The following is a 17,816-nucleotide window of genomic DNA, read 5'->3' on the forward strand; positions in this document are numbered from 1 at the left end:
CGCCCGCTGTGTTCCCGGTCCGGCGTGTTCGGACCGGAGTGTCAACCGGTGTGCGCGGATCAGTACGCCGACGCGGCGTTCTCGGCGAGGATCGCCCGCAGCCGGGTGGTGCGCGGCTGCGCCGGGCGCTCGGCGACGGCCTGGGCGAGCGCCGGGCCCGCGGCGTGCACCACGGACAGGTGCCGCTCGCCGCGGCCGAAGGCGGTGTAGACCCACTGCCGGGTGAGCGCCGGGGCGGCGTCCTCCGGGAGCACGACCACCGCGCCGGGCCAACGGCGGCCGAGCGCCTGGTGGACGGTCAGCGCCCAGCCGTGCCGCAGCCGGGCGGCCTCGGCGGGCGGGACGGTCCGGCGCGAGCCGTCCGCGTACTCCAGGTGCAGGCCGGTGGCGTCGCCGTCCAGCACGCGGGCCGGGCGGGTGATGCCGGGGGCGGGGGAGTCGACCACCCGGTCGCCCGGGTCGAAGCCGCCGAACCGGCCGGGCCCCGGGTTGAGCCGGGCCTTCGCGGCGGCGTTCAGGCCCCGGGTGCCGGCCGGGCCGCCGTGGCCCGGGGTGAGCAGTACCACCTGCTCGGCGGGGATGCCGAGGGCGCGCGGGATGGAGTCGGTGAGCAGCTGGACGGCGCGGTGGACGGCCTCGCCGCCGTCCTTGGCGGTCAGGATGACCACCTCCTTGTCCGGCGCCTCGACCGGCTGGAGTTCGCCGATGCCGATGCCGGAGACCAGCTCGCCGATCGGGCCGAAGTCCGGGGTACGGGAGGCGACCGCGGGGCAGACCTTGGCGGCCAGCAGGTCGGCGAAGAACCGTCCGGGGCCGGCCGACCAGAGCTGGCCCGGGTCACCGCTGAGCACCAGGCGGGTGCCGTCGGCGAGCGACTCCAGGACGGTGGCGGCCAGTTCGACGTCCAGCAGCGGGGCGTCGAGGACGACCAGGACGTCCAGGGCGAGCGTGCCGTCGGAGGAGCGGCCCGGTCCGGCGGCGCCGGAGAGCAGGTCGGCGAGGGTGACCACGGCGGCCGGGGCGTCGATGAGCGCGGCGAAGGACTCCCGGCCCTGGTCGGTCCAGGTGACGGCCCAGGCCCGCAGCCCGAGGCCGCGGACTGCGGCCAGCAGCGCGGCGGGTTCGGCGCGGGCGGCCTCGCCGCCGGTGTGCAGCACCAGGGCGTTGTCGGCGACGGCCTGGATCAGGGCGGTGGCGGAGGAGGACGGCGCGGCTTCACCGGCGGCCGCCCACGCGGTCGGGCCGGGCATGGCGGGGGCCTGCGGAGCGCCCTCGCCCGAGCCGGCGGCCTCACCCGCGTCGGAACGCGCCTCCGAGCCGGCGGCCTCACTCAGGTCGGCGGCCTCGCCCGAGTCGGCGCCCTCACCGGCGTCAGCCTCCTCGCTCGGCTCAGGGCCCTCGTCCGGTACCGAGTCCTCGTCCGGTACCGAGTCCTCGCCCGGCTCCGGGTCCTCGCCGGGCACGAAGGTCGACATCAGCCGGACCAGCCCGTCCGCGAGGCTCTCCTCGGCCAGCGCGAGCCGCTCCAGGGCGAGCAGCGTCCGGGTCGGCGGCTCCTCGTCCTCGTCCCCGCCCGCCGCGTGGGCCTCGGGTCCGGTCAGCTCCTCCTGGAAGGGCATCGCGCGCCCGTCGAGGACGGCGGCCTGGATCGCCGCGGCCGAGTCCGGCAGCCCGTGGCGGTCGAGTCCGGCCGCGATCTCGGCGACCTCCACGGCGGAGTGGCCGCGCAGCGCCGCCTGCTCCAGCAGCCACGGCACCAGCGCCTGGGCGCGGCGCGGGTCGCCGGGGCCGGCGGCGGGGCCGAGCAGGCCGCGCGCGAAGCCGTCCGCGTGGTCGGGCCGGACGCCGGGCAGGGACAGCACCGCCCATGGGTCGGAGCGCAGCTGCTCGGCGGCGCCGTCGCCGAACTCGGCCACCGCGGCGGCCGCGAGCTCCGCCGGGGCGCCCCCGGCGGTCAGCACCTCAGCGGTGTCCTTGAGCGCCTGGGCGCGCTGTCGGTCGAGCTCCCCGGGGCCCGGAGCCGGGCCCGGAGTCGGGCCCGGAGTCGGCGCGGTGGCCGGGGCCCCGGCGCCCTTGGCGTCCTCGACGACGGCCGGGCGGTCCCCGCCCTCCGGCGGTGCGGCCTGCGGGCCGACGCTGCGGATCCGCTGCGCCAACTCGGCGATCGCCGCCGCCTTGTCCGCCGGGCGGGCCGAGCCGGCCGAGCCCCCGGTGGTCTCCTCCGGAGCGCCGTTCTCCGTGTCACTCATCGTCCGCTCCAAAGGTCACTCCACTGCCTGTTCATCAGGACGAGGGGCTACAGCTCGCTCCACCCCTGGTCCGGGTAGCGGTGCACGGGCGACGAGATGTCGTCCAGCGCACCACGGATCTCACCCGGAAGCGTAAGCGCCTCCACCGACAGCGCCGCCTGCAGCTGGGCCACCGTACGGGCTCCGACCAGCGCGCTCGCCACCCCGGGCCGGTCCCGGACCCAGGCGAGGGCGACCGCGAGCGGGCTGCTGGCGAGCCCGTCGGCGGCCGTGGCGACGGCGTCGACGATCCGCCGCGAGCGCTCCCCGAGGTACGGCTGGACGAACCCGGACAGGTACGGCGAGGCGCCGCGCGAGTCCTGCGGGACGCCGTGCCGGTACTTGCCGGTGAGTACCCCGCGTCCGAGCGGCGAGGAGGCGACCAGCCCGACCCCGGCGTCCTGGGCGGCGGGCAGCGCCTCGCGTTCGATGCCGCGCTGGAGCAGCGAGTACTCCAGCTGGGCCCCGGCCAGCGGCGTGCGCCCGTGGTGGGAGTGCTGCCAGGTGGCGGCCTTGGCGAGCTGCCAGCCGCTGAAGTCGCAGACCCCGACGTACCGGGCGCGTCCGGAGGAGACGGCGATGTCGAGGGCGCTGAGCGTCTCCTCGACGGGCGTCATGGGGTCGAAGGAGTGCACCTGCCACAGGTCGACGTAGTCGGTGCCGAGTCGGCGCAGCGAGGCGTCGAGCGCGGAGAGGAGATGCCCGCGCGAGCCGTCGAAGCGGCGGGTGGACTCCGGCACGCTGCCGGCCTTGGTGGCGATGACGAGTTCGGAGCGGGGGATCAGACTGTCGGTGAGCCGGGAGATCAGGTATTCGGCGCCGCCGTCGGCGTACACGTCGGCCGTGTCGAGCAGGTTGCCGCCGGCGGCGACGAAGTCCTTGAGCTGCTCGGCGGCCTCGTGTTCGTCGGTGTCGCGGCCCCAGGTCATGGTGCCGAGGCCGAGCCGGGAGACCTGCAGACCGGTACGGCCGAGGTGTCGCTTTTCCATCGGTCGGGCCCTCCTCTGGCCGGTGGCACCGGGAGCGCCGGTAGCCCTGAATACGCGCAGGTGGGAAGAGCGCTCCCCACGTCGGCTGAGCGTAGTCGCCGGTACCCGGGCAGGGGTGGCGACCCGCAGAACGATCACCGGCCACCGGGGGCCGGCAGGTGTGACCCAGACCACCACTACCGGTCAGTAGCATGACCGGTGAGTGCGCGGCTACCCTCGCCACCAACCCTCACCGACTGGAAGGTTCGGCACATGCGACTCGGAATCAACCTCGGCTACTGGGGGCTCGGCATGGACGCCGACAACATCGCCGTGGCCCAGGAGGCGGACCGGCTCGGCTATTCGGTGTGCTGGGCGGCCGAGGCGTACGGCTCGGACGCGGCGACCGTCCTGAGCTTCGTCGCCGCGAAGACCGAGCGGATCGACGTCGGCTCGGCCATCTTCCAGATCCCCGCCCGCACGCCGGCGATGACCGCGATGACCGCGGCGACCCTGGACACCCTGTCCGGCGGCCGGTTCCGGCTCGGCCTCGGCGTCTCCGGACCGCAGGTCTCCGAGGGCTGGTACGGCGTGAAGTTCGACAAGCCGCTCGCCCGCACCCGCGAGTACGTGGAGATCATCCGCAAGGCGATGTCCCGCGAGCGGCTGGTCCACGAGGGCGCGCACTGGACGCTGCCGCTGCCCGGGGGCCCCGGCAAGCCGATCAAGCTCACCGTGCACCCGGTGCGCGAGCACATCCCGCTGTACATCGCCGCGATCGGCCCGAAGAACCTGGAGCAGACCGGCGAGATCGCCGACGGCTGGCTCGGCATCTTCTTCTCGCCCGAGCACGCCGCACTCTCCCTCGACCCGCTGAAGGCCGGCCGCGCCAGGACCGGGCAGGGCCTGGACGGCTTCGACCTCTGCCCGACCGTCACCATCGCGGTCGGCGAGGACATCAAGGCCGGCGTCGACTCCCAGCGCTCCTACGCCGCGCTGTACATCGGCGGCATGGGCAGCAAGGAGAAGAACTTCTACAACCAGCTCACCCGGCGGATGGGCTACGAGCAGGCCGCCGACGAGATCCAGGAGAAGTACCTGGCCAAGGACTACGCGGGCGCCGCGGCCGCCGTCCCGCACGAGCTGATCGACGCCACCTCGCTGATCGGCGACACCGCCCGGATCGCGGACCGGATGCAGGCCTACGCCGACGCCGGCGTCACCACGCTCACCCTGGCCCCGTCCGGCTTCACCCTGGACGAGCGGATCCAGGCGCTGCGCACGGGCGTCGAGGCGCTGGAGCGCGCCGGCCTGGTGTAGCGGCGCCCGGCGCCACCGGCGAGCGGGTACCCGGTGAACCGGCACCCGGCGAAGCGGTACCCGGGTCTTCGAGCGGCACTACAGCCAGTCGTGCCGCTTGAACACCCGGTGCAGCACCAGGCAGACCGCCACCATCAGTGACAGCACCGCCGGGTACCCCCAGGGCTGGCGCAGTTCGGGCATGTCGACGAAGTTCATCCCGTACACGCCCGCGATCAGCGTCGGCACGGCAGCCAGCGCCGCCCAGGCCGAGATCTTCCGCATGTCGTTGTTCTGCTGCACGCTGACCTGCGCCAGGTTGGCGTTGAGGATGTCGGACAGCAGCCGGTCCATGCCCTCCACCTGGTCGGTCACCCGGGCCAGATGGTCGGCGACGTCCCGCAGGTAGGGCAGGGTCTCCGGGCGGACGTACGGTTCGCCGCCCCGGGCCAGGCGCAGCGCCGGCTCCAGCAGCGGGCCGGTGGCGCGGCGGACGGTCATCACCTGGCGTTTGTAGCCGTAGATCCGGCCGGCGGTGTCGCGACCGACCCGGCCGGGGGCGAAGACGTCCGCCTCCAGTTCGTCCAGGTCGGCCTGCAGCCCGGTGGCCACGTCCATGTAGCCGTCGACGACGGTGTCGAGGACCGAGTGCAGCACCGAGCTCGGCCCGTACCGCAGCAGTTCGGGCTGCTTCTCCAGTCGGGCCCGCAGGCCGGAGAGCGGGGTGTCGTCGCCGTGCCGGACGGTCATCACGAAGTCCGCACCGAGGAACACCATCACCTCGCCGATGGTCACCGCGTGGGCGCCGGGGTGGTAGCCGAGCGTCTTGAGGGCGACGAACAGGGAGCCCTGGTAGGGCTCGACCTTGGGGCGCTGGTGGGCGCTGACGGCGTCCTCGACGGCGAGCGGGTGCAGGGCGAACTCCCGGCCGACGTGGTCGAGTTCCTCGGCGGTGGGCTCGAACAGGCCTATCCAGACGAAGCCGCCGGGCCCGGCCGCGCGGGCGGCGGCGAGCGCGCCGGCGAGGTCGCCGGGGGCCTCGATCCGGTGGCCGTCGTGGTAGCTGGCACAGTGGACGATCATGCGGGCCATTGTGGCCCGGGACGGGGCGTCCGGTGTGAAGCCGGGCCAGAACGGCTGCGGGACCGGCGCCCCCGCCCGCGCCCCACGGTCGGGCCCCGCACCCCCGCCCCACGGCCGTCCCCGGAGGCCGTAGGCTAAGCCCCATGCCCACCCTGCTGCTCGTCCGCCACGGCCGCTCGACCGCGAACACCGCCGGAATCCTGGCCGGTTGGACGCCCGGCGTGGACCTCGACGACACCGGGCGCGCGCAGGCCGCCGCGCTGGCCGGCCGGCTCGCCGGGATCCCGCTGGCGGGGGTCGTCAGCAGTCCGCTGGAGCGCTGCCGGCAGACCCTGGAGCCGCTGCTGGCGGCCCGGCCCGAGCTGGGACCGCCGGCCGAGGACGAACGGCTGGGCGAGTGCCACTACGGCGAGTGGACCGGCCGGCCGCTGGCCGAGCTGGCGAAGGAACCGCTCTGGCGCACCGTGCAGGACCACGCGGCCGCCGCGGCCTTCCCGGGCGGGGAGTCGCTGCGCGAGCTGAGCCACCGCACGGTGAGCGCGGTCCGGGAGTGGAACGAGAAGATCGCCGCCGAGCACGGCGAGGACGCGGTCTGGGTGGCCTGCTCGCACGGGGACGTGATCAAGGCGGTGGTGGCCGACGCGCTCGGCCTGCACCTGGACCACTTCCAGCGGATCAGCGTCGAGCCCTGCTCGGTCACCGCGATCCGCTACACCCCGCAGCGGCCCTTCGTACTGAGGATGGGCGACACCGGCGACCTCGCCTCGCTCGCGCCGCGCACCGGCGCGGCCCCGGCCACCCCGGCCGGCGACGCGGTGGTCGGCGGCACCACCTGAGGCGAACCGCCCGCCGCGGCGGCCCGCCGCCCGAGGCGACCGCCCGCCGACACGACCCGCCACCCCGAGCCGGTCGTCAGGCCCCGCACCACCCGGCGGCACCGCCTGAGCTGGCCGGTGCCAGTCCGGCTCGGCTCCCCGACGGGGGCCCGGAGGTCGTAGGGTGACTAACGAGCCCCGCCGCGTGGCGAGCCCGCGCGCGGGCCGCCGAACGGCAGCCCGAGCCATGACCTCCCAGCGATCCCTGTGATCCCCACGAACGACACGATCCGGAGCGAGAGCGTGCCCCGTCAGGTCTTCTTCTACGACCAGCCCGAACGGTTCGTGGCCGGCACTGTCGGCCAGCCCGGCGCCCGGGCGTTCTACCTGCAGGCCAGCGCCCGGGGCCGGATCACCAGCGTCCTGTTGGAGAAGACCCAGGTGGCGGCGCTCGCCGAGCGGATCGAGGAGGTCCTCGACGAGGCGCTGCGGCGCAGCGGCGGCGACGTCTCCATCCCGGCCGCCGCCCCGCAGGACCTGCTCGACACCGCTCCGCTGGACCTGCCGCTGGAGCAGGAGTTCCGGGTCGGCACCATGGCCCTGGCCTGGGACAGCGTGGACGGCTGCCTGGTGGTCGAGGCGCAGGCGCTGATCGAGGGCGAGGACGACGACGAGGACAGCACCGCGGCGGTCTTCGAGGACGACGACAACGGCCCGGACATGCTGCGGGTGCGGCTCTCCGGCGCGATGGCCCGGGTGTTCGCCAAGCGGGCCCTGGACCTGGTCGCGGCCGGTCGCAAGCCCTGCCCGTTCTGCAACCTGCCGCTCGACCCGGAGGGCCACCTGTGCCCGCGCGCGAACGGCTACCGGCGCTGAACACCGAGACGCCGCCCCAGACGGACCCGGCGGCCGCCGCCGCCCTCGCCGCCGACGTGCCCACCGCGCTGGAGCTGCTGCGCGAGGGCGAGTTGACCGTGCACGGCCGCCTCACCGAGGCCTCCAACGCCGCGCTGTACTGCACCGTCACGCACGGCTCGCTGAGCGCGCAGGCCGTCTACAAGCCGGTGGCCGGCGAGCGCCCGCTCTGGGACTTCCCGGACGGCACGCTGGCCGGCCGCGAGGTCGCCGCGTACGAGGTGTCCGCCGCGACCGGCTGGGCGCTGGTCCCGCCCACCGTGCTGCGCGACGGCCCGCACGGGCCCGGCATGGTGCAGCTGTGGGTCGAGCCGGACCACGAGGCCGAGCCGCTGCTGGCCCTCCAGGACCCGCGCGGCCCCGAGGAGGGCTGGCTGCCGATCGTGCGGGCCGAGGTCGGCGAGGGCCGCACCGCGCTGCTGGTGCACCACGACGACCAGCGGCTGCGTCGGCTCGCCGTGCTGGACGCGGTGCTCAACAACGCCGATCGCAAAGGCGGCCACCTGATCCCGGCCGCCGACGGCCGGGTCTACGGCATCGACCACGGCGTCACCTTCAACACCGAGGGCAAGCTGCGCACCCTGCTCTGGGGCTGGGCCGGCGAGCCGCTGCCCGCCGAGGCGCTGGAGGTGCTGGCCCGGCTCGCCGAGCGGCTGGACGGTGAACTGGCCGAGCGCCTCGCCCCGCACCTGACCGCCGCCGAACTGGAGGCGACCCGCGCCCGGGTGGCCGGACTGCGCCGCACCGGCCGGTACCCGCTGCCCTCCGAGGACTGGCCCGCGATCCCCTGGCCGCCGGTGTAGCACCGGCGCAGGCAACGGGCCGGTTGATGGTCTGGACCTGTCACGTGAATCGGTCGCACACTGCTCCGATGGACGCGCGACGGACCACCCCCACCCCCCGAACCACGCCGGACCTGCCGTTGCACCGGCTGCAGGCCCGGCTCCCGTTCGCCATCGGCACCTTCGACACGATCGGCCCGCTCTCCCGCGCGGGCTTCCCGCACCGGCACTCGTTCTACGAGATCGTCCACGTCACCGGCGGCCGCGGCGCCCACGTCCTGGACCTGGTCCACCAGCCGTTGGCGCCACCGCAGTTGTGCGTGATCACGCCCGGCCAGGTGCACTACTGGTCGGACGCGGACGAACTCACCGGCCAGGTCGTCCTGTTCGACGAGGACTTCCTGCTCAGGAACCCGCAGGACCTCGCCGCGTTACGTGCGCTGGCGACCCGCCCGGCGCTCGGACTCGGCGAACAGGCCGGGTCGATCGGCGCGTTGCTCGCCGACATGGAGGACGAGTACCGGGCCGGGCAGCCCGGTTTCCAGGGCGTGCTGCGGGCCAGCCTGCACATCCTGATCATCCGGGCGCTGCGTGCCGCCGAGCGGGCCGACCGGCCGTCACCGCCCGGTCGGCCGACCGAACTGGCCGCCGCCTTCACCCGGTTGATCGCCCGGCCGGGCGGCGTGCGCCACTCGGTGGCCTCCAGTGCGCAGGAACTCGGCGTCTCGCCGGGCCACTTGCAGACCCTGGTCAAGCAGGCCACCGGCCGCACCCCGGGCAGGCTGATCCGCCGCCAGCAGACCCTGGAGGCCAAACGGTTGCTGGCCTGCACGGATCTGACGATTCGTCAGGTGGCGAAGGAGGCGGGATTCGCCGACCCCGCCTACTTCTGCCGCTTCTTCCGGCGGGAGACCGGGATGACGCCGGGGGAGTTCCGGGCCAGGGTCGACGGAAATCACCACGATCCCCGGATCGCGTCCATCGCGGCGGCTCCGGACGGCCCGTAACTTTGCTGCTGGCCACCGGTGGCCGGTCCGGTGCAGGTGGACGGGTGACCGGTCCGGTCCTTGTCATGCCCCCACCATGGCAAGGGCCGCCCCCACCTCCACCCCATCCCGGCTCCGTCACCCCCCATCCCAAAGGAGAGGGCGCATGCCCAGCCCCGACGGCATGATCAGCCGAAAGACCGTCCTGAAGGCCGCAGCCGTGCTCGGCGCGGCCCCGCTGCTGGTCGGCGGCGGTGTCGCGCTGGCCCGCGAGCAGGCCGGCACCGGCCGACCCCCCGGCTTCACCCCCGAGTGTCACGACGGCGACGACCCCACCATCGAGCAGACCGAGGGCCCCTATTTCAAGCCCGACTCCCCGCTGCGCAGTTCCCTGGTCGACGACGGCCCCGGCACCCGGCTGACCGTCAGCGGCTACGTCTTCGGCCGCGCCTGCCGGCCGATCCCCGGCGTCCTGTTGGACTTCTGGCAGGCCGACGACAACGGCGCCTACGACAACGTCGGCTACACCTTCCGCGGTCACCAGTTCACCGACGCGAACGGCGTCTTCAAGCTGGACACCATCGTCCCCGGCCTCTACCCGGGCCGGACCCGGCACCTCCACGTCAAGCTCCAGGCGCCCAGCCACCCGGTGATCACCACCCAGCTCTACTTCCCGGGCGAGCCGCGCAACAGCACGGACACCATCTACGACGCCCGGCTGCTGATGAACGTCCGCCAGAACGGCCCGGCCCGCGAAGGCAGCTTCGACTTCGTCCTGGACGTGCCGCAGACCCCGGGCACGCCGAGCCCGACGCCCACCTCCACCCCCACCGGAACACCCAGCACGCCGCCGAGCGGCAGCTGGAAGGCGGGGACCCCGTACAACGCGGGCGACCGCGTCACCTACTCCGGCGCCTCCTACACCTGCCTCCAGGCGCACACCGCCCTGGTCGGCTGGGAGCCGCCGAACGTGCCGGCCCTCTGGAAGCGGTCGTAGCGGCTCCGGCCGCGTCCCCCGGGGTGCCGGGCGCCCGGTCGGCGGCAGGGCCGGCCGGGCGCTCACCCGTGTCCGAAGACCTCCGGCGGGCTCGTCGGACCCGCTCTTTATCAGTCGAGAAGCGGTCCGGCAACGACAGGAAGCGAATCCAGTCGATCTTGCGTACTGGTTAGGCTTTCAAATGTTCGCAAGGTTAAAGTCGGTTCCATGCATGCCTGGCCCGCCTCCGAGGTTCCCGCCCTGCCTGGTCAGGGGCTCCCCCTTCGTATCTTCGACACCGCAGCGGGTACGGTCCGGGAGGTCGTGCCGCAGGACGGCACCGCCCGGATCTACGTCTGCGGAATCACCCCCTACGACGCGACCCACATGGGCCACGCCGCCACCTACAACGCCTTCGACCTGGTGCAGCGCGTGTGGAAGGACGCCGGTCACGACGTCCTGTACGTCCAGAACGTCACCGACGTGGACGACCCGCTGCTGGAGCGCGCCGTCGCCACCGGGCAGGACTGGACCGCGCTGGCCGAGCGCGAGACGGCCCTGTTCCGCGAGGACATGACCGCCCTGCGGCTGCTCCCGCCGGCGCACTACATCGGCGCCGTCGAGTCGATCCCGTGGATCGTCCCGCTGGTCCAGAAGCTGCTCGCGAGCGGTGCCGCCTACGAGGTGGACGGCGACATCTACTTCTCGGTCGACTCCGACCCGCACTTCGGCCAGGTCTCCGGCCTCGACCGGGAGGCCATGCGCCCGGTCTTCGCCGAGCGCGGTGGCGACCCGGACCGCCCCGGCAAGCGCCACCCGCTGGACGCCCTGCTCTGGCTCGCCGCCCGCCCGGGCGAGCCCGCCTGGGAGACCGAACTCGGCCACGGCCGCCCCGGCTGGCACATCGAGTGCGTCGCCATCGCGCTGCAGTACCTCGGGATGTCCTTCGACATCCAGGGCGGCGGCAGCGACCTCTCCTTCCCGCACCACGAGATGGGCGCCTCGCACGCCCAGGTGGCCACCGGCACCCACCCGTACGCCAAGGCGTACGTGCACGCCGGCATGGTCGGCCTGGACGGCCACAAGATGTCCAAGTCCCGCGGAAACCTGGTCTTCGTCTCGGCGCTGCGCCGCGAGGGCGTCGACCCGGCGGCGATCCGCCTGGCGCTGCTCTCGCGTCACTACCGCGAGGACTGGGAGTGGACCAAGGCGACCCTGGACGAGGCCGTCGAGCGCCTCGCCCGCTGGCGGGCCGCGGTCTCCCGGCCGGACGGCCCGGCCGCCGAGCGCCTGCTCGGCGAGGTCCGCACGGCGCTCGCGAACGACCTGGACGCGCCCGCCGCGCTGGCCGCCGTCGACCGCTGGGCGGCCCGGCAGGAGGCCGAGGGCGGCACGGACATCGGCGCGCCCGGCCTGGTCACCCGCACCGTGGACGCGCTGCTCGGCGTCGCGCTCTGACCGACGGCCGACGGCCGACAACCGCTCCGGACAACGCCGAAGGGGCGTCAGGACCAGGTGTCCTGACGCCCCTTCGGCGTTGTCCGGAGCGTGGGGCTACTCCTCGTCGCCGTCCTGGCTCTCCCGGGCCGCGCCCGGGGCCTCCGGCTCGGCCGGCCGCTCCGCCGTGGCGTGGCCGGACACCGGCTTCTCCCCGGTCGGGCCGACATTCTCCCGGCGGCGCAGGTAGCGCTCGAACTCGCGGGCGATCGCGTCGCCGGAGGCCTCCGGCAGCTCCGCGGTGTCCTGCGCCTCCTCCAACTGCTGGACGTACTCGGCCACCTCGCTGTCCTCGGCCGCCAGCTGGTCCACGCCCAGCTGCCAGGCCCGGGCGTCCTCGCCGAGCTCACCCGGCGGGATGCGCAGGTCCAGCAGGTCCTCCAGCTTGTTGACCAGGGCCAGCGTCGCCTTGGGGTTCGGCGGCTGCGCGACGTAGTGCGGCACGGCGGCCCAGAGCGTCACGGCCGGCACCCCGGCGTGCGTGCAGGCCTCCTGGAGCACCCCGACGATGCCGGTCGGGCCCTCGTAGCGGCTCTCCTCCAGGTCCAGGCGGCGGGCCAGCTCCGGGTCGGAGGTGACCCCGCTGACCGGCACCGGGCGGCTGTGTGGGGTGTCGCCGAGCAGTGCGCCCAGGATCACCACCAGCTCGATGCCGAGCTCGTGCGCGAAACCGAGCAGTTCGTTGCAGAACGAGCGCCAGCGCATGCTCGGCTCGATGCCGCGCACCAGGACGAGGTCCCGGGTGGTCGGCTCGGTCACCCGGATCACCGAGAGCCGGGTGGTGGGCCAGGTGATCCGGCGGATGCCGCCGTCCAGCCAGACCGTGGGCCGGTTGACCTGGAAGTCGTAGTAGTCCTCCGCGTCCAGGGCGGCGATGACCTTGCCGCCCCAGGTCTCGTCCAGATGCGCCAGAGCCGCGGAGGCGGCGTCGCCCGCGTCGTTCCAGCCCTCGAAAGCGCAGACCATCACCGGGTCGATCAACTCGGGAACATCTTCCAGCTCGATCACCCAGCGTCTCCCTCCGGTCGGCGGTCGGACCGGCGCCGCCTCGGCTGGCCTGCCGGGGCGCCGACGGGTCGGCTGCCGACTGTCGAACCTCTCGTCACCCATGGAACGCCTCGCCCCATGGTCCCTACCTGCCCAGCCTACGGGCTTTGATGCGCACCGCGGCCGGGCACCGGGACAGTCTGGGGGAGCGGACCGCCCCGATCCAGCGGATATCCGGACGGCACGGACTGACGGTCCGTCAGACGCCCGGGTCGGGTGCAGACCGTGCCGGAACGGCCACACAGCGCGAGGGCATCCCCTCGCCCAGGGGTCCTTAGACCTCCACCCACCCGCGCCGGTACGCCGCCCAGTGCTCCGGGGTGGCGGCGAAGTCCACGTACAGCGCGACGCCGAAGTTCCGCCGCCCGGGGTCCTGACGGCCCAGCCCCAACCGGACGCCCCGGACGGCGGCGGACACGGTCTCGGCGTCACCCCAGTGGCCCCACTTGTCGTCCCAGAAGAACGGCAGCCCGATCAGCAGGTCCACGCCCGCCGGCGTGGCCTCCAGCGCCAGCTCGGTCTGCAGGGCGACGTAGCCGCCGTACAGCGGCTCGGTCGGCATGCTGGTGTCGTACGTCATCACGGCGACCTGGTCGACCCGGCGGGCGGTCTCGGTGAAGTAGGCCCGGTCCCACCACTTGCCGTGGTCGGTGAGCAGGATGCCGGCGGTGTGCAGGCCGGGCACCGGATCGATCTGCGGGGCCGCCACCGAGAGCTTCGCGTCGCGCGCGGCCGTCACCGGGCGGACCTGGTCGAGCAGGGCCAGCCAGCCGGCGCTGCCGGGGCGGATCGGTTCCATGTCGAAGTGCACGCCGTCGAAACCGAGGTCCAGTACCTGTCGGGCGGAGGCGGTGACCCGCTCCCGGGTGGGGGCGTCCTCCAGGTCCAGGGCGTCCTTCTCCGGCTTGACCTCGTCGCCCAGCCAGCCCTGCAGCCGGACGTCCGGCAGCGCCCGGTGCACCGTGTCGGTGAACCAGCGGGCCCTGGGGTGGACGGTCGGCGGCAGTGAGCCGTCGTGTTCCAGCGGGCCGGTGTGCACGTACAGGTCGCGGATGCCGGTGCCGGCCAGCTGCCGCACCAGGGCGGTGACGTCGGCGTCGGTCTTGCGGCCGTCCACCCAGGCGTGGCCGAGCCAGAGCGCGTCCCGGCCGCGGGTGTGGGCCTCGGCGGACGGGTCGCCGGTGTACTGCAAGCGGATCGCGACGAAGGCCGAGCCGAGTGCGGCGGCCGGCACGGCCACCGCGAGGCCCAGCGCCAGCAGCGCCCGGCGCCACCAGGACCAGCTCCGCCAGCGTCTGCGCGCCGCCCGGAACGGGGCCGCCAGCGCCCCCGTCGTGCGCCGCGCGAAAGTCCGGAATCGGGCCACGCGGTTGCTCCCCCCTTGCGCTCGAACGCTCAGGATACGGAATGCCGCCGCAGGTCGGGGCGCGGGCCGGATACCCTGGCCACGTGCGGGCCCGAGTAAGCGGGCCCGCAAAGCCGACAGCCGTCGCACAGGGAGAAGCCCCATGGCCACTGCAGCCGATCCGTCCATCACTCAGCAGAGCCGCGCGAACGCGCTGCGTGAAGCACTCGCCACCCGGGTGGTGGTCGCCGACGGTGCGATGGGCACCATGCTCCAGGCACAGGATCCGACGCTGGAGGACTTCCAGAACCTGGAGGGCTGCAACGAGGTCCTCAACGTCACCCGGCCCGACATCGTCCGCTCCGTCCACGAGGCCTACTTCTCGGTGGGCGTGGACTGCGTCGAGACCAACACCTTCGGGTCCAACTTCTCCGCACTCGGCGAGTACGACATTGCGGAGCGGATCTTCGAGCTGTCCGAGGCCGGCGCCCGGATCGCCCGCGAGGTCGCCGACGCGCACGCCGCCGACGGCCGCACCCGCTGGGTGCTCGGCTCGATCGGCCCCGGCACCAAGCTGCCCACCCTCGGCCACGCCCCGTACGAGACGCTGCGCGACGGCTTCCAGCAGAACGCGGCCGGCCTGATCGCCGGCGGCGCCGACGCGCTGCTGGTCGAGACCAGTCAGGACCTGCTGCAGACCAAGGCCGCCATCCTCGGCTCCAAGCGCGCCCTCGCCGAGGCCGGGCTGGACCTGCCGGTGCTGGTGCAGGTGACGGTGGAGACCACCGGCACCATGTTGCTCGGCTCCGAGATCGGCGCCGCGCTGACGGCCCTGGAGCCGCTCGGCGTCGACTACATCGGCCTCAACTGCGCCACCGGCCCGGCCGAGATGAGCGAGCACCTGCGCTACCTGGCCAAGAACGCGCGGATCGGCCTGTCCTGCATGCCGAACGCGGGCCTGCCGGTGCTCGGCAAGGACGGCGCCCACTACCCGCTCTCCCCGGCCGAACTGGCCGACGCGCACGACGTGTTCACCCGCGAGTACGGCCTCTCGCTGGTCGGCGGCTGCTGCGGCACCACTCCCGAGCACCTGCGCCAGGTGGTCGAGCGGGTGCAGGGCCGCCCGGTCACCCCGCGCACCCCGCAGCCGGAGCCCTCGGCGGCCTCGCTGTACCAGGCGGTGCCGTTCCGCCAGGACACCTCGTACCTGGCGATCGGCGAGCGCACCAACGCCAACGGCTCGAAGAAGTTCCGGGAGTCGATGCTGGCCGGCGACTGGCAGGCCTGCGTGGAGATCGCCCGCGAGCAGATCCGGGACGGCTCCCACCTGCTGGACCTCTGCGTGGACTACGTCGGCCGCGACGGCGTCGCCGACATGAAGGAGATCGCCGGCCGGCTGGCCACCGCCTCCACCCTGCCGATCGTGCTGGACTCCACCGAGCCGCAGGTGCTGCGGGCCGGCCTGGAGGCGCTCGGCGGCCGCGCGGTGCTCAACTCGGTCAACTACGAGGACGGCAACGCCCCGGACTCGCGTTTCGGCCGGATCGCCTCGCTGGCCCGCGAGCACGGCGCCGGCCTGATCGCGCTGACCATCGACGAGGAGGGCCAGGCTCGCACCGCCGGGAAGAAGGTCGAGATCGCCGAGCGGCTGATCGCCGAGCTGACCGCCGACTACGGCGTCGACGAGGGTTCGATCCTGGTCGACTGCCTCACCTTCACCCTGGCCACCGGCCAGGAGGAGTCCCGCCGGGACGGCATCGAGACCATCGAGGCGATCCGGGAGCTCAAGCGCCGCCACCCGGCCGTGCAGACCACGCTGGGCCTGTCCAACATCTCCTTCGGCCTCAACCCGGCCGCCCGCGTGGTGCTGAACTCGGTCTTCCTGCACGAGTGCGTGGAGGCGGGCCTGGACTCGGCGATCGTGCACGCCTCCAAGATCCTGCCGATCTCCCGGATCCCCGAGGACCAGCGCGAGGCCGCCCTCGACCTGGTCTACGACCGCCGCCGGGACGGCTACGACCCGCTGCAGCGCCTGCTGGAGCTGTTCGAGGGCGTCTCCTCGGCCTCGGTCAAGGCCTCCAAGGCGGAGGAGCTGGCCGCGCTGCCGCTGGACGAGCGGCTGCAGCGCCGGATCATCGACGGCGAGCGCAACGGCCTGGAGGCCGATCTGGACGAGGCGCTGGCCGGGCGGCCCGCGCTGGAGATCATCAACGACACCCTGCTGTCCGGCATGAAGGTGGTCGGCGAGCTGTTCGGCTCCGGCCAGATGCAGCTGCCGTTCGTGCTCCAGTCCGCCGAGGTGATGAAGACCGCGGTGGCTCACCTGGAGCCGTACATGGAGAAGTCCGACAGCGAGGGCAAGGGCACCATCGTGCTGGCCACCGTCAAGGGCGACGTCCACGACATCGGCAAGAACCTGGTGGACATCATCCTGTCCAACAACGGCTACAACGTGGTCAACCTGGGCATCAAGCAGCCGGTCTCGGCGATCCTGGACGCCGCGCAGGAGCACAAGGCGGACGTGATCGGGATGTCCGGCCTGCTGGTGAAGTCCACCGTGATCATGAAGGAGAACCTGGAGGAGCTCAACCAGCGCAAGCTGGCCGCGAGTTACCCGGTGATCCTCGGCGGCGCCGCGCTCACCCGCGCCTACGTCGAGCAGGACCTGCACGAGATCTACGAGGGCGAGGTCCGCTACGCCCGGGACGCCTTCGAGGGCCTGCGGCTGATGGACGCGCTGATCGCCGTCAAGCGCGGGGTGCCCGGCGCGACCCTGCCGGAGCTCAAGCAGCGCCGGCACGCCCGGGTCGAGGCGACGGAGGAGGAGCCGGAGGTCAACCTCGGCCAGATCCGCTCCGACGTCGCCGTCGACAACACCGTGCCCACCCCGCCGTTCTGGGGCGACCGGATCGTCAAGGGCATCCCGTTCGCCGACTACGCCTCCTGGCTGGACGAGGACGCGCTGTTCAAGGGGCAGTGGGGCCTGAAGGCGGCCCGCAGCGGCGACGGGCCGTCCTACGAGGAGCTGGTGGAGACCGAGGGCCGGCCGCGGCTGCGGGCCTGGCTGGACCGGCTGCAGACCGAGGGCTGGCTGGAGGCGGCCGTGGTCTACGGTTACTACCCGGCCAACTCCAAGGGCGACGACCTGATCGTCTTCCACGAGGACGGCACCGAGCGGACCCGCTTCACCTTCCCCCGCCAGCGGCGCGGTCGCCGGCTCTGCCTGGCCGACTTCTTCCGCCCGGAGGAGTCCGGCGCCCGGGACGTGGTGGGCCTGCAGGTGGTCACCATGGGCAACCGCATCTCGGAGGCGGCGAACGAGCTGTTCGCCGGGAACTCCTACCGCGACTACCTGGAGCTGCACGGCCTGTCGGTGCAACTGGCCGAGGCGCTGGCCGAGTTCTGGCACGCCCGGGTCCGCTACGAGCTGGGCTTCTCCGGCGAGGACCCGCAGGACGTCAAGGACATGTTCGCGCTCAAGTACCGGGGCGCCCGGTTCTCGCTCGGCTACGGGGCCTGCCCGGAGCTGGAGGATCGCGCCAAGATCGCCGAGCTGCTGAGGCCCGAGCGGATCGGCGTGGTGCTCTCCGAGGAGTTCCAGCTGCACCCGGAGCAGTCCACCGACGCGATCGTGATCCACCACCCGGAGGCGAAGTACTTCAACGCCCGGTAACTCCGGTGCCCTGCTGCGTTCGCTCCTTCCGGGGGGTACGGGCGTATCCTTGATGATCCTGAACGGGCCGGTCCGCTCACCAGCGGGCCGGCCTGTGCCATCCCCAGGGTGCGCTCGGGCGCGCCCCGGGGGTACCGACGGA

Annotated in this window: 13 protein-coding genes; 8 read left to right on the top strand and 5 right to left on the bottom strand. The window is 73.5% G+C overall.

Translation table 11 applies throughout. The features are described from left to right. Window positions 1-59 precede the first annotated feature (59 nt). Window positions 60-2,249: a helix-hairpin-helix domain-containing protein gene (locus tag ACIO5E_RS11910; protein WP_400666312.1), complete on the bottom strand. Its 2,190-nt coding sequence runs from the start codon at window positions 2,247-2,249 to the stop codon at window positions 60-62. A 47-nt stretch (window positions 2,250-2,296) separates the two neighbouring features. After that, window positions 2,297-3,277 carry an aldo/keto reductase gene (locus ACIO5E_RS11915; protein WP_400666315.1) on the bottom strand — a complete coding sequence of 327 codons (981 nt, stop codon included), beginning with the start codon at window positions 3,275-3,277 and terminating at the stop codon, window positions 2,297-2,299. Between the two features lie 252 nt (window positions 3,278-3,529). Here ACIO5E_RS11915 and ACIO5E_RS11920 point away from each other — a divergent pair, with 252 nt between their 5' ends. Then, entirely contained in the window at window positions 3,530-4,576 is a 1,047-nt protein-coding gene (locus ACIO5E_RS11920; protein WP_400666317.1) for an LLM class F420-dependent oxidoreductase, read from the top strand. A 78-nt stretch (window positions 4,577-4,654) separates the two neighbouring features. Here the strand turns inward: ACIO5E_RS11920 and ACIO5E_RS11925 are convergent, their stop codons facing one another. Beyond that, window positions 4,655-5,638, bottom strand: a complete 984-nt coding sequence (locus ACIO5E_RS11925) for a magnesium and cobalt transport protein CorA (protein ID WP_400666319.1) — start codon at window positions 5,636-5,638, stop codon at window positions 4,655-4,657. A 143-nt stretch (window positions 5,639-5,781) separates the two neighbouring features. Between ACIO5E_RS11925 and ACIO5E_RS11930 the strand changes: the two genes are divergently transcribed. From ACIO5E_RS11930 to mshC, 6 genes are all read left to right on the top strand, one after another. After that, window positions 5,782-6,474, top strand: a complete 693-nt coding sequence (locus tag ACIO5E_RS11930) for a histidine phosphatase family protein (protein WP_280681840.1) — start codon at window positions 5,782-5,784, stop codon at window positions 6,472-6,474. A 282-nt stretch (window positions 6,475-6,756) separates the two neighbouring features. Beyond that, window positions 6,757-7,329 carry a DUF3090 domain-containing protein gene (locus ACIO5E_RS11935; RefSeq protein ID WP_400666322.1) on the top strand — a complete coding sequence of 191 codons (573 nt, stop codon included), beginning with the start codon at window positions 6,757-6,759 and terminating at the stop codon, window positions 7,327-7,329. Between the two features lie 68 nt (window positions 7,330-7,397). Next, window positions 7,398-8,171, top strand: a complete 774-nt coding sequence (locus tag ACIO5E_RS11940; protein WP_400667057.1) for an SCO1664 family protein — start codon at window positions 7,398-7,400, stop codon at window positions 8,169-8,171. A 68-nt stretch (window positions 8,172-8,239) separates the two neighbouring features. Beyond that, on the top strand, window positions 8,240-9,157 hold the full coding sequence (locus ACIO5E_RS11945; RefSeq protein ID WP_400666324.1) for an AraC family transcriptional regulator: 918 nt from the start codon (window positions 8,240-8,242) through the stop codon (window positions 9,155-9,157). Between the two features lie 145 nt (window positions 9,158-9,302). Continuing rightward, window positions 9,303-10,133: a carbohydrate-binding protein gene (locus tag ACIO5E_RS11950; protein ID WP_400666326.1), complete on the top strand. Its 831-nt coding sequence runs from the start codon at window positions 9,303-9,305 to the stop codon at window positions 10,131-10,133. 207 nt (window positions 10,134-10,340) lie between these two features. Then, window positions 10,341-11,570, top strand: coding sequence for a cysteine--1-D-myo-inosityl 2-amino-2-deoxy-alpha-D-glucopyranoside ligase (mshC, locus tag ACIO5E_RS11955; protein WP_400666329.1), 1,230 nt, complete (start codon window positions 10,341-10,343; stop codon window positions 11,568-11,570). A 96-nt stretch (window positions 11,571-11,666) separates the two neighbouring features. Here the strand turns inward: mshC and ACIO5E_RS11960 are convergent, their stop codons facing one another. Further along, window positions 11,667-12,617, bottom strand: a complete 951-nt coding sequence (locus ACIO5E_RS11960) for a PAC2 family protein (protein WP_280681829.1) — start codon at window positions 12,615-12,617, stop codon at window positions 11,667-11,669. A 313-nt stretch (window positions 12,618-12,930) separates the two neighbouring features. Continuing rightward, complete coding sequence (locus ACIO5E_RS11965) at window positions 12,931-14,022, bottom strand: hypothetical protein (protein ID WP_400666332.1); 1,092 nt, start codon at window positions 14,020-14,022, stop codon at window positions 12,931-12,933. A gap of 142 nt (window positions 14,023-14,164) precedes the next feature. On the opposite strand from ACIO5E_RS11965, the gene metH reads away from it, so the two are divergent. Next, window positions 14,165-17,674 carry a methionine synthase gene (metH, locus tag ACIO5E_RS11970; RefSeq protein ID WP_400666334.1) on the top strand — a complete coding sequence of 1,170 codons (3,510 nt, stop codon included), beginning with the start codon at window positions 14,165-14,167 and terminating at the stop codon, window positions 17,672-17,674. Window positions 17,675-17,816: the final 142 nt, after the last annotated feature.

The organism is Kitasatospora sp. NPDC087314 (genome assembly GCF_044744365.1).
Classification (GTDB): Bacteria; Actinomycetota; Actinomycetes; order Streptomycetales; family Streptomycetaceae; genus Kitasatospora.